This is a genomic window from Streptomyces sp. NPDC092370, assembly GCF_044755265.1.
Lineage (GTDB): Bacteria > Actinomycetota > Actinomycetes > Streptomycetales > Streptomycetaceae > Streptomyces.
The window spans coordinates 595,310-607,084 of sequence record NZ_JBIVQO010000003.1 but is presented as its reverse complement, the minus strand read 5'-3'; the positions used below and the strand labels follow the sequence as shown (position 1 = coordinate 607,084).

The 11,775-nt window shown below is 71.3% G+C and carries 10 protein-coding genes and 1 pseudogene; 1 reads left to right on the top strand and 10 read right to left on the bottom strand.

Annotation, left to right across the window (positions count from 1 at the left end):
* Positions 1-413: 413 nt before the first annotated feature.
* Positions 414-1,421 (bottom strand): stage II sporulation protein M, encoded by a 1,008-nt coding sequence (locus ACIQHQ_RS13975; RefSeq protein ID WP_402612185.1) that lies wholly within the window; start codon positions 1,419-1,421, stop codon positions 414-416.
* A gap of 128 nt (positions 1,422-1,549) precedes the next feature.
* Here ACIQHQ_RS13975 and ACIQHQ_RS13970 point away from each other — a divergent pair, with 128 nt between their 5' ends.
* The gene (locus ACIQHQ_RS13970) at positions 1,550-2,545 is read left to right on the top strand and encodes an RDD family protein (RefSeq protein WP_402612163.1); all 996 of its coding nucleotides are present in this window, start codon (positions 1,550-1,552) and stop codon (positions 2,543-2,545) included.
* A gap of 35 nt (positions 2,546-2,580) precedes the next feature.
* Here the strand turns inward: ACIQHQ_RS13970 and ACIQHQ_RS13965 are convergent, their stop codons facing one another.
* From ACIQHQ_RS13965 to ACIQHQ_RS13925, 9 genes and pseudogenes are all read right to left on the bottom strand, one after another.
* Complete coding sequence (locus ACIQHQ_RS13965; RefSeq protein ID WP_402612162.1) at positions 2,581-3,192, bottom strand: hypothetical protein; 612 nt, start codon at positions 3,190-3,192, stop codon at positions 2,581-2,583.
* 136 nt (positions 3,193-3,328) lie between these two features.
* Positions 3,329-4,786: an adenosylhomocysteinase gene (gene ahcY, locus ACIQHQ_RS13960; RefSeq protein WP_402612161.1), complete on the bottom strand. Its 1,458-nt coding sequence runs from the start codon at positions 4,784-4,786 to the stop codon at positions 3,329-3,331.
* A gap of 384 nt (positions 4,787-5,170) precedes the next feature.
* Positions 5,171-6,151 carry a cation diffusion facilitator family transporter gene (locus tag ACIQHQ_RS13955; protein ID WP_402612160.1) on the bottom strand — a complete coding sequence of 327 codons (981 nt, stop codon included), beginning with the start codon at positions 6,149-6,151 and terminating at the stop codon, positions 5,171-5,173.
* Positions 6,152-6,303: 152 nt separating this feature from the next.
* Complete coding sequence (gene manA / locus ACIQHQ_RS13950) at positions 6,304-7,455, bottom strand: mannose-6-phosphate isomerase, class I (protein ID WP_402612159.1); 1,152 nt, start codon at positions 7,453-7,455, stop codon at positions 6,304-6,306.
* A gap of 56 nt (positions 7,456-7,511) precedes the next feature.
* Positions 7,512-8,639, bottom strand: coding sequence for an SIS domain-containing protein (locus ACIQHQ_RS13945; RefSeq protein WP_402612158.1), 1,128 nt, complete (start codon positions 8,637-8,639; stop codon positions 7,512-7,514).
* Between the two features lie 129 nt (positions 8,640-8,768).
* Positions 8,769-8,939, bottom strand: a complete 171-nt coding sequence (locus tag ACIQHQ_RS13940) for a Trm112 family protein (RefSeq protein ID WP_402612157.1) — start codon at positions 8,937-8,939, stop codon at positions 8,769-8,771.
* Between the two features lie 70 nt (positions 8,940-9,009).
* Positions 9,010-10,374 carry a phosphomannomutase/phosphoglucomutase gene (locus ACIQHQ_RS13935; RefSeq protein WP_402612156.1) on the bottom strand — a complete coding sequence of 455 codons (1,365 nt, stop codon included), beginning with the start codon at positions 10,372-10,374 and terminating at the stop codon, positions 9,010-9,012.
* 170 nt (positions 10,375-10,544) lie between these two features.
* Positions 10,545-10,860, bottom strand: a pseudogene (locus ACIQHQ_RS13930) (L-lactate permease); the annotation flags it as partial.
* A gap of 475 nt (positions 10,861-11,335) precedes the next feature.
* Complete coding sequence (locus ACIQHQ_RS13925) at positions 11,336-11,758, bottom strand: DUF3499 domain-containing protein (RefSeq protein ID WP_402612155.1); 423 nt, start codon at positions 11,756-11,758, stop codon at positions 11,336-11,338.
* Between the last annotated feature and the right edge of the window lie 17 nt (positions 11,759-11,775).

Genomic DNA, 11,775 nt, shown 5'->3' with positions numbered 1-11,775 from the left:
TGAGTTCTCAAGGAACGGTCGCTTCCTTTGTACTCGCCCTCTCGGGCTTTCCTCCGGGCTTCCCTTCGGTCTTGCGTTTCCGACTCTATCAGATCTTTTCTCGACCCGATTTCCTCGGTGCTTTCCAGGTTTCCGCTTTCGCGTTTCCCTTTCCGGCGGTTCCGACTTTATCAGAAGTTCCGGGCCGGACTGACCGGCCGTTCATTTCCGATTTATCGGGAGAGGCTTCAATGAAATCAGCGTTTCAAGAAGCAGATAGATGTTCACCGTGCTGGTCTGGGCCTTGAGCCCATCTCCAGGCAACTGTTCAAATCTACCTCCCCGCACTCGCCGTGTCAACGGCTCCTGCGGGGGCGAAGAGGAGACTAGCAGCTGAACGGAGGTCGTCGCACATCCGGCGGTCACGGGGGCCATCAGGCGGCTGTGGGGACGGTCGCGCTGCGCTCCGCGGCCTCGACGTCGCCGGTCTCCCCTGCACGAGCGGCACGACCGCCCAGGACGTAGACGTATGCCAGGAACGCCGCTTCGGCGACGACCCCGATGCTGATGCGGGCCCACGTGGGAAGGCCGGACGGAGTGACGAAACCTTCGATCGCGCCGGACACGAAGAGGACGAGGGCGAGGCCTATGGCCATGCCTATGGCGGCTCGGCCTTCTTCCGCGAGAGCGGTGCGCCGGGTGCGGGGGCCGGGGTCGATGAGGGTCCAGCCCAGGCGCAGGCCGGTGCCGGCTGCGACGAAGACGGCGGTCAGTTCGAGGAGACCGTGCGGGAGGATCAGGCCGAGGAACGTGTCGAGGCGGCCGGCCGAGGACATCAGGCCCACGCCGATGCCGAGGTTGAGCATGTTCTGGAAGAGGATCCAGATGACCGGGAGGCCCAGGAAGACCCCCAGGATCAGGCACAACGCGGCGGCCCAGGCGTTGTTCGTCCAGACCTGGGCGGCGAAACTGGCGGCCGGGTGGCTGGAGTAGTACGTCTCGTACTGGCCGCCGGGGCGGGTGAGCTCACGTAGTTCGCCGGGAGCCGCGATCGAGGCCTGAACATCGGGGTGGGTGCCGATCCACCAGCCCAGCAGGGCCCCGACGGCCGTGGACAGGAGCGCCGTGGGCACCCACCAGTGCCGTGACTTGTAGACAGCTGCGGGGAAACCGTGGGCCAGGAAGCGGGTGACGTCACGCCAGGAGGCGCGTCGGCTGCCTGTCACGGCATGACGCGCGCGGGCCACGAGTTGACTGAGCCGGCCGGTCAGCTGCGGGTCGGGAGCGCTGGACCGGATCAGGGAGAGATGCGTCGCGGTGCGCTGGTAGAGGGTGACGAGTTCGTCGGCTTCGGCGCCGTTGAGGCGGCGCCGGCGGCGGAGCAGGGCTTCGAGGCGATCCCACTCCGCACGGTGGGCGGAGACGAAGACGTCGAGGTCCATCGGTGTGCCTGCTCCTCGGCTGGTCGTCGGCAGCTCGTCGTGGATCAGCTTGTCGTACTGCGGTGCGATGCGCACTCAGCTTGGCAGACTGGCCCTGTCGGAGGCAGGGCAGGGGAAGGGCGGCGGGCGTGAGTGAGCTGGTGACGGGCGAGGCTGTGGCGTTGGAGCTGCGCCCCGCGAGGCTGCCCAGCAGGGCGCTGGCCGTGCTGCTCGATCTGGTGGCGGCGCTGGCGGTCTACGTCGCGGTGACCATCACGGTGGTCGTTTCCACGGCCTCCCTGGACGAGGCGGCGCAGACGGCGCTGTCGATCGCGACGTTCGTTCTCGTGCTGGTGGGCGGGCCCATCGCGGTGGAGACGCTCAGTCACGGGCGGTCGCTCGGGAAGATGGCGTGCGGGTTGCGTGTGGTGCGGGACGACGGGGGTCCGATCCGGTTCCGGCATGCGCTGGTGAGGGGCTTGATCGGGGTGATCGAGATCCTCATGACGTTCGGGGTCGTCGCCTGCATCGCCTCGTTCGTGTCGGCGCGTGGGCGGCGGCTGGGTGATGTGTTCGCGGGGACACTCGTCGTACGGGAGCGGATCCCGGTCACGCGGACCGGTTTCGTGCCGCCTCCGCCTCCCTGGCTGTCGGGGCGGTTCTCGGGGCTCGATCTGTCCGCGGTGCCCGACGGGCTGTGGCTCGCCGTCCGGCAGTACCTGACGCGCATGCAGCAGCTGGATCCGCAGGTGGGCTGGTCGATGGCGGAGCGGCTGGCGTCGGATCTGGCGGAGCGTACGGGCGCTCCGGTGCCGCAAGGTGTGCCACCGGCGGCGTATCTGGCGGCGGTCGTGCAGGAACGGCAGGCGCGGGAGGTCCGGCGGGCTTTCGGGAGCGATGCGGCCCCGTCGGCGACGCCCGCCACCGCCGCTCCGGCCCCGAACGGAACGAAGACCCCGGCCGTGGCTCAGGCAGAAGGGTGGCTTCAGGCTCCGGGCACTCCTCCGGCTTCCCATGGAGCGGCCGGTCCGTCGGCCGGGGCGCGTGAGGTGGTGTCCGAACCGTCCGGCGGGGGCCGGTCCGAGGAGTCAGCCGAGGTTCCCGCGAGTGAGCGGCCCCGTACCGGGTTCGTGCCGCCGGCCTAGAAGGCGGGACCGGCCGCCCGGGGGCGGCTGCCTGTTCAGGTGAACACCGACGGCGGTGACTCCAGGTCCTCGAGCTCGATGCCGGGTGCCGCGAGCACCACGTCCCCGGCGAGGTGGACGGTGTGCTGCTCGCCCGTGTCCAGGGCTGTGACCTGGTATTCGTCCACGGTCAGAGGGCCGTTGTCAGTGGCGTGTGCTTCGCTTTCCAGCAAGGTCCAGGACTGGTCCACGGTGCGGGGGGCGAGGACCGGGTCCGTGAAGGCGACGAGGCGTACGCGGGTGGACACGGAGGGGGTGAGGCGCAGAAGACGGGCGGTGGCCACGAGGAATGCCGGGGATGTGCCGGTGAAGGCGTGGGCGCGCACGTTGCCTTCGGTGGCCTCGGTCCCGGTGGGATCGGTGCGAACCCAGGTCACGCCGTCGAGGGCGGCGCCGCGGACCTGCCAGGCGGAGGCGTGGAGTTCGAGGCGGAGGGGGCGGCCGAGTTCGTCGAGGGTGAGGTCGACGGAGCCGTGGTGATCGCCCGCGGGGGTGGTCAGCTGGGAGACGTAGCGCCAGCCGGAGGGGCCGCGCGCGCACTGGAAGTGCTCATCGGCGAGGGGGGTGTGATCGTGCGGATCGTGGAGCGAATAGCGGCCGCGGGGCATGGAGGTCCTGGGTCTTGACGGGCGGGGCCGGTCACTGGTCCGTCAAACGGGGCAGGCCCCCCGGCACGGGGGTGCGGGGGGCCTGCCTCGGAGATCTGAACCGGTAGCCGGCTGACCGGCAGTGGTGCCGCTCGGCTCAGTAGCGGTAGTGGTCCGGCTTGAAGGGGCCCTCTACCTGGACGCCGATGTACTCGGCCTGCTCCGGGCGCAGCGTCGTCAGCTTCACGCCGAGGGCGTCGAGGTGGAGGCGGGCGACCTTCTCGTCGAGGTGCTTGGGCAGCACGTAGACGCCGGTCGGGTACTCGTCGGGCTTGGTGAACAGCTCGATCTGGGCCAGGGTCTGGTCCGCGAAGGAGTTGGACATCACGAACGACGGGTGGCCGGTGGCGTTGCCCAGGTTCAGCAGGCGCCCCTCGGACAGGACGATGATGACCTTGCCGTCGGGGAAGGTCCAGGTGTGGACCTGCGGCTTGACCTCGTCCTTGACGATGCCGGGGATCCTGGCGAGGCCGGCCATGTCGATCTCGTTGTCGAAGTGGCCGATGTTGCCGACGATGGCCTGGTGCTTCATCTTGGCCATGTCAGAGGCCATGATGATGTCCTTGTTGCCGGTCGTGGTGATGAAGATGTCGGCCTTGTCGACGACGTCGTCGAGGGTCGTGACCTGGTAGCCGTCCATCGCGGCCTGGAGGGCGCAGATCGGGTCGATCTCGGTGACGATCACACGGGCGCCCTGGCCGCGCAGGGACTCCGCGCAGCCCTTGCCCACGTCGCCGTAGCCGCAGACGACCGCGGTCTTGCCGCCGATGAGGACGTCGGTGGCGCGGTTGATGCCGTCGATGAGCGAGTGGCGGCAGCCGTACTTGTTGTCGAACTTCGACTTGGTGACGGCGTCGTTGACGTTGATCGCCGGGAACAGCAGGACGCCGTCGCGCTGCATCTCGTACAGGCGGTGGACGCCGGTCGTGGTCTCCTCGGTCACGCCGCGGATCTCGGAGGCCAGCTGGGTCCACTTCTGCGAACCGTCCGTGATGGTGCGGTTCAGCAGTTCGAGGATGACGCGGTGCTCGTCGGACTCGGCGGTGTCGGGCGAGGGGACCTTGCCGTCCTTCTCGTACTCGACGCCCTTGTGGACGAGGAGGGTGGCGTCACCGCCGTCGTCCAGGATCATGTTGGGGCCGCCGGTGGGGCTGTCCGGCCAGGTGAGCGCCTGCTCGGTGCACCACCAGTACTCCTCCAGGGTCTCGCCCTTCCAGGCGAAGACCGGGACGCCCTGGGGGTTGTCCACGGTGCCGTTCGGGCCGACGGCGATGGCGGCTGCCGCGTGGTCCTGGGTGGAGAAGATGTTGCAGGACGCCCAGCGGACCTGCGCGCCGAGGGCGACCAGGGTCTCGATCAGCACGGCGGTCTGCACGGTCATGTGCAGGGAGCCGGTGACACGGGCGCCGGCGAGAGGCTGCGCCTCGGCGTACTCCTTGCGGATCGCCATCAGGCCCGGCATCTCGTGCTCGGCGAGGGTGATCTCCTTGCGGCCGAAGTCGGCCAGGGAGAGGTCGGCGACCTTGAAGTCCTGTCGGTTCTCGACAGTCGTCATTGCGAGCTGCTCCTCGGGGTTTGGGTCGAGGTGGGTACGGCTGGTCTGCGCGGCGGCGGACACAGGGGTGCCCGAAGGAGGACACAGGCATGCCCGCGTACGCGCAGCGCAGTCCGTCGGAGGCCCTCTCTCCCTCGGCCGGTCCGCGGTGGGACCGCCCGACCGCCATCAGCAGCGACGTCTGGCTCCGTCCCAAGCTACACCGGGGGCGGGTGCGATCCCCAGTCCGCCGGGAAACACATCGAGCCGATCATGTGACGGATCGGGGGACGGTGCGGACGGCGGGGCGTGGCGGCGACGGCCGGTGATGGTGATGGGGGCCGGGAAAGCCGGACGGGGCCCGCCGGGTGGTTCGGCGGGCCCCGTGGGCCGGAGAGGAAGGGGTCAGTGCTCGGTGGGGTGGGGAGCCGGGCCGCCCGGGGAGGCCTCGGGGTCGGGGCCCTTGGCGGCTTCCCGCTCGCTGAAGACGTCCGGCTCGAGGTAGATCACGCGGGCGATCGGGACGGCTTCGCGGATGCGGGCCTCGGCGGCGTCGATGGCGGCGGCGATCTCGGTGGCCGTGTCGTCGTGCTGGACGGCGATCTTGGCGGCGACGAGGAGTTCCTCGGGGCCGAGGTGCAGCGTGCGCATGTGGATGATGCGGGTGACGGTGTCGCCGTCGACGACGGCGGCCTCGATCTTCCGGGTCTCCTCGATGCCGGCGGACTCGCCGAGCAGCAGCGACTTGGTCTCGGCGGCGAGGACCAGGGCGATCACGATGAGCAGGATGCCGATGCAGAGGGTGCCGATGCCGTCCCACACGCTGTCGCCGGTGAGCAGGGCGAGACCCACGCCGCCGAGCGCGAGGATGAGGCCGACGAGGGCGCCCAGGTCCTCCAGGAGGACGACCGGGAGCTCGGGGGCCTTGGCGTGGCGGACGAACTCATTCCAGGAGCGCTTGCCCCGCAGGACGTTGGACTCCTTGATGGCCGTGCGGAAGGAGAAGGTCTCGGCGATGATCGCGAAGACCAGGACGCCGACCGGCCAGTACCAGTTCGTCAGTTCGTGCGGGTGCTTGATCTTCTCGTAGCCCTCGTAGAGGGCGAACATGCCGCCGACCGAGAAGAGCACGATGGAGACGAGGAAGGCGTAGATGTAGCGCTCACGGCCGTAGCCGAAGGGGTGTTCCGGGGTGGCCTCGCGCTTCGCCTTCTTGCCGCCCAGCAGGAGCAGGGCCTGGTTGCCCGAGTCCGCGAGCGAGTGGACGGACTCGGCGAGCATCGACGACGAGTTGCTGAAGAGGAACGCCACGAACTTCGCTACCGCGATGGCAAGGTTGGCGGCCAATGCCGCCACGATCGCCTTGGTACCGCCTGACGCGCTCATATGTCCGCGTTGTCCCTTCGTATGCCGTTCCAGGGCCCGGACGCCCGCCTTGGTGCGCGCCCGTGGCTTTGCCCGTGCTTGACGGTGGGCCATTGTTGCAGCCCGCCGCGGCAGCGGTGAGTCAGGTCACCAGCACGGGGCCGTCGAAACGGTCACGCGACGACCGTGGCCCGGAAGAGCGTTCCCGTTCCGGACACTTCAGCCTTTTCACCGGCCGGGACGAAGACGGACTCACCGGGGGCCAGGTCGTGCTCGCCGGCCCGGACGGTGCCGGCCGTGCAGAGCAGGATCTGCGGGGTCGGCCGGGTGAGGTCGTGGGCGGCGCCCGCCTCGGGGAGGACGTAGCGGGAGAGGCGGAACTCGTCGATGGGCGTCTCGTAGACCTCCTCGCCGTCCGGGGAGGCCTCCGGGCGCAGGACGCCGGGGTCGCCGGGGCGGAAGCGGACGATGCGCAGGAGTTCGGGGACGTCGACGTGCTTGGGCGTCAGGCCGCAGCGCAGGACGTTGTCGGAGTTGGCCATGATCTCCACGCCGAGGCCGTCGAGGTAGGCGTGCGGGACGCCGGCGCCGAGGTAGAGGGCCTCGCCGGGCTGGAGCCGCACATGGTTCAGCAGCATCGCGGCGATGACGCCGGGGTCGCCCGGGTAGTGGTGGGCGATGTCGACGTAGGGGGCGTAGGCGCCGCCGAGGCGGGCGCAGGCGGTCGCCGCGTCCGCGACCGTGCGGGACATCTCGTCGGGGTCGGCGGTGAGGATCGCCGTGAGGACCTCGCGCAGGGCGGCGCCCTCGGGGTGGGCGTGCAGCAGGTCGACGTAAGGCTTGAGGGAGTCGACGCCCAGGTCGTCGAGCAGGGCCGCGGCCTCCAGCGGGTCGCGGAAGCCGCACAGACCGTCGAACTCGGTGAGGGCGCAGATCAGTTCGGGCTTGTGGTTGGCGTCCTTGTAGTTGCGGTGCGGGGCGTCCACGGGGACGCCGCGCCGCTCCTCGTCCGCGTAGCCCTCTCGCGCCTGCGCGAGGTCGGGGTGGACCTGGAGGGAGAGCGGGGCGCCGGCGGCGAGGATCTTGAGGAGGAAGGGCAGCCGGGGGCCGAACTTGGCCACGGCGGCGGGCCCGAGTTCCTTCTCGGGGTCGGCTTCGACGACCTGGACGAGCGTGCCCCGGCCGGTGCGCGAGGGTGCGCCCGGGTGCGCGCCCATCCACATCTCCGCCTGCGGCTCGCCGGTCGGTTCGACGCCGAGCAGCTGAGGGATCGCGGTCGGGGAACCCCAGGCGTAGGGGCGGATGGTGTTGTCGAGGCGGTCCATGGGGGTTCTCTCTGCGTGGTGCGGGACGCGGGCGCGTCAGGGTGTCCCCGGCAAGATCAGGCCCTCGAAGCGAGCGCCAGGTAAACGGCGGCGAAATCCGTGATGGCGATCAGTTCCGCGAGGGTCTCCAGTTCGCCGCCCTCCTCCGGTTCCAGCTCGCTGATCGGTGTGTCGTGGCTGAGCGCGAGGTCGCGGGCGCCGGGGGCGGCGGTGAGGCCGCCGATGGGGCGGTCACGCAGCAGCACCACGCGCGCGTGCAAGGCGGGCGGTTCTTCGACGCGGTCGCGGAAGAAGTCCTCGGGGTCGGCGCTGGCGGCCAGTGGGCCGGCGAGCAGGGCGCCGTGGGCGGCGAGGGCCTCGGGCAGCTCGGCCACGACCGCGGGGGTACCGGACAGTTCGGCGAGGGCGGCGGCGAAGCGGCGGCCCGCGGGTCCGGCCGAGGTGCCCTCGGTCCAGACGACCGGGAGCGCGTCGGCGAGCTCGGCGGCCAGAGTCTTGGCGGCGTTGCTGTACGTGGCGATGGCGGGGCCGCAGCGCTCGGCGACGCGGTCGAGACGGTCGGCGACCTTGCCGAGGACGTCCGGCGGGGCGTCGAGCACGGCCGCACGGTCCAGCAGCGCGAGCAGCGGGGTGAGCAGGGCCCACAGGACACCGGGGGCGGACGCGGCGAGCGGCTCGTCCTGGTCGTACGGGGCGGTCGCCATGGGGACGAACAGGCCGTGCACGCCGGCGACGGCGTCGGCGAGCGGGGTACGGGCGGGCGCGACGGCGACGACGGTGCAGCCCCGGCGGTAGGCCTGCTCGGCGAGCAGGGACAGGCCGGGTTCGGTGCCGTCCGGGGTGGTGATCAGCAGGAGGTCCACGGAGCCGACCCAGCCGGGCAGTTCCCAGCGCAGGGCGCCCGCGGCGGGGGCGACGCCGGTGGGGGCGAGGCGGGTGACCGGACTGCCCGCGCCGGCGAGGGTGCCGATGAGGTCGGCGGCGTGGGTGGCGGCGGCACCCGGACCGGCGATGAGGACGGCGCGGGGCCGGCCGTCCGGCTTGAGGTCGTTGACGCCCGCCTCGGCGGCGTGGCGGGCGGCGGTGCGCACGCGGGCACCGGCTTCTGCGGCGCCGCGGAGCAGCCCGCGGTGGTCGGCCTCGGCGAGGCCCTCCGGGGAGTCGAGCAGCGATTCGTCGAGCATGGGCGGCAACTTCCCATCGCCGGGGTCCGTTAAGAGGTGTCCTGGATCGTGCCCGCTGTGCCGGGAGCTATGTGCACCGGGGTGTCGCACGGGTGCGTACGGGCGCGCGCGGCTGCGTGCGCCCCTCGGTCACGCGGGGCGGCGGGCCTCGTCGACAAGGAGGACGGGGATGCCGTCGCGGACCGGGTAGGCCAGGCCGCAGGCGGTGTCGGTGCAGATCAGCTCGCTGTCCTCCTCCGTGAGGGGGGCGTGGCAGGCCGGGCAGGCGAGGATCTCGAGGAGGCCGGATTCGAGGGGCATAGGGGTTTCCTTCGAGGTGCGGGCGCTTGGGGTCGTGCCTGGTCAGATTACCGCCGGTGGGGGTGGGGCCTCAGCCCCTGATGATTCCCAGTACCTCGTCGCGCACCCTGGCCATCGTCTCGGCGTCCTTCGCCTCCGCGTTCAGGCGCAGCAGCGGTTCCGTGTTGGAGGGGCGGACGTTGAACCACCAGTCGGTGGCGGAGACGGTGAGGCCGTCGAGTTCGTCGAGGGTGATGCCCTCGCGGGCCCCGTACGCGGAGCGGATCGCGGCGAGGCGGGCCTGCTGGTCGGCGACCGTGGAGTTGATCTCCCCGGAGCCGGCGTAGCGGTCGTACTGGGCGACGAGGGAGGAGAGGGGGCCGTCCTGGCCGCCGAGCGCCGCCAGTACGTGGAGGGCGGCCAGCATGCCCGTGTCGGCGTTCCAGAAGTCGCGGAAGTAGTAGTGCGCGGAGTGCTCGCCGCCGAAGATCGCGCCGGTGCGGGCCATCTCGGCCTTGATGAAGGAATGGCCCACGCGGGTGCGGACCGGGCTGCCGCCGTTCTCCTGGACGACCTCCGGGACGGACCAGGACGTGATCAGGTTGTGGATGATCGTGCCCTTGCCGCCGTTCCGGGCCAGTTCGCGGGTGGCGACCAGGGCGGTGATCGCCGACGGGGAGACCGGCTCGCCGCGCTCGTCGACGACGAAGCAGCGGTCGGCGTCGCCGTCGAAGGCGAGGCCCAGGTCGGCGTCCTCCTCGCGGACCCGCTTCTGCAGGTCGACGAGGTTGGCGGGGTCGAGGGGGTTGGCCTCGTGGTTGGGGAAGGTGCCGTCGAGCTCGAAGTACATCGGGACCAGCGTCAGGGGCAGGCCTGCGAAGACCTCGGGGACCGTGTGCCCGCCCATGCCGTTGCCCGCGTCGACGACGACCTTCAGGGGGCGGATACAGGTCAGGTCGACCAGGGAGCGCAGGTGTGCCGCGTAGTCCGGCAATGTGTCGCGGCCGGTGATGGTGCCCGCCCGGCCGGCCGGCTCCGGGGCGCCCGACTGGCTCCACCCCTCCACCAGTTCGCGGATCTGCGCGAGGCCGGTGTCCTGGCCGACCGGGGCGGCTCCCGAGCGGCACATCTTGATGCCGTTGTACTGCGCCGGGTTGTGGGAGGCGGTGAACATGGCGCCCGGCAGGTTCAGCGCGCCCGAGGCGTAGTACAGCTGGTCCGTCGAGCACAGGCCGATCTCCGTCACGTCCGCGCCCAGCGCGGCCGCCCCGCGTGCGAAGGCACGCGACAGGCCCGGTGAGGAGGGCCGCATGTCGTGCCCGGTCGCGATGGCGCTCGCGCCGGTGACCCGCACGAAGGCCGCTCCGAAAAGCTCGGCGAGGGACTCGTCCCACTGGTCGGGAACGACCCCGCGTACGTCGTACGCCTTCACGACCTGCGACAGATCAGCAGCCACGGCCAACCTTCCTGGAAAAGTACTGTCGGTCCGCCCAAACTACCCTCGCCCACCGACGGCGCGCTGGGCGGACGCCAGGAGGACTCCCAGCCGTGATCTCAGGTCAGGCGGCATCCAGTCCAGCACCGGGGTGCTCTGGCCGACGGCGATCAGGCACATCACATCCCCAGCGCCAGGCCGCACTCGCGGGCCGCGGTGACCGGGAGGACGCCGAAGAGGGCGTTGGCCGAGGTGCCGAGCCGGTCACGGTGACACCGAACCAGCCGGGGACGGGCGACAGGAAGGCGAGCCCGGCGCCGGCCGCCGCCACGCGGTGGCCGGTGGTCGCCGCCTGCCCGGAGAGGTTCATGACGCAGCGAGCGCGAGGACGGACGTCACGGTCAGGATCGCGGGGCGCAGCTCGCGGACGGTGGCGAGCCGCTTCTGTACCGCCCCGCGCGCGGGTACGCCGATGACGACGGCCGTGCGGATCCCGGCGAGCAGGACAGAGCGTGCCGCCGGTCGACACGTGGGCGTGGCTCCGGCGAGCCGGAGCCCAGCCAGCAGGACAGAGCGTGCCGCCGGTCGACACGTGGGGGTGGCTCCGGCGAGCCGGATCCCGGCGAGCAGGACAGAGCGTGCCGCCGGTCGACACGACGGGCCCGCTGATGACGTCGCCGCCGACCGGTTCGCCGTCGGGACCGGTGACGTTCAGGAAGGGCCAGTCGTGGGTGGGGGTGGTTCCGGCGAGCCAGTCCTTGACGGCCGTCCACGAGCCGGGCGAGCACGAGGGACACCACGAGGGCCAGCAGCGGGTCTCACGGCTCACCACGGACGCCACGGAGCCGAGCGGCAGCCCGGTCACCCGGGAGAGCGACGACCGGTGTGCCCCTCGTGAAAGCGGTTTCCCATGGTCACGGAATAGCCATGTCCGCGCCAAGCCGGCGCCCATGGGTGCGCCGGTGGAGGAACGAGGATGCGGTCAGTTGTCGGGCGAGCGCAGGACGCGGAGGTGTCCGCGGCGCGCGACCTCCATGGGGTCGGCCCTGCGGCCTCCGCCGCCGGCCTCGGCCGCCCGCTCCTGCGGACGTGCCGCCTCACGGACGGCGTTCGCGAGCGCTTCCAGGTCGTCGCCGCTGGGGCGGGCGGGGGCCGAAGCGTCGAGAAGCCGGACGACCTCCCAGCCGCGCGGGGCGGTGAGGCGCTCGGAGTGCTCGGCGCACAGGTCGTAGCAGTGGGGTTCGGCGTAGGTGGCGAGCGGACCGAGGACCGCGGTCGAGTCGGCGTAGACGTACGTCAGCGTCGCGACGGCGGGACGGCCGCAAGCGGTGCGCGAACAGCGACGTACAGGGCTCACGATGTTGGACGGTACCGCACTCTTGAGCGGGCCGCGACGACTCTCCACGAGGTCACCCCACCGTG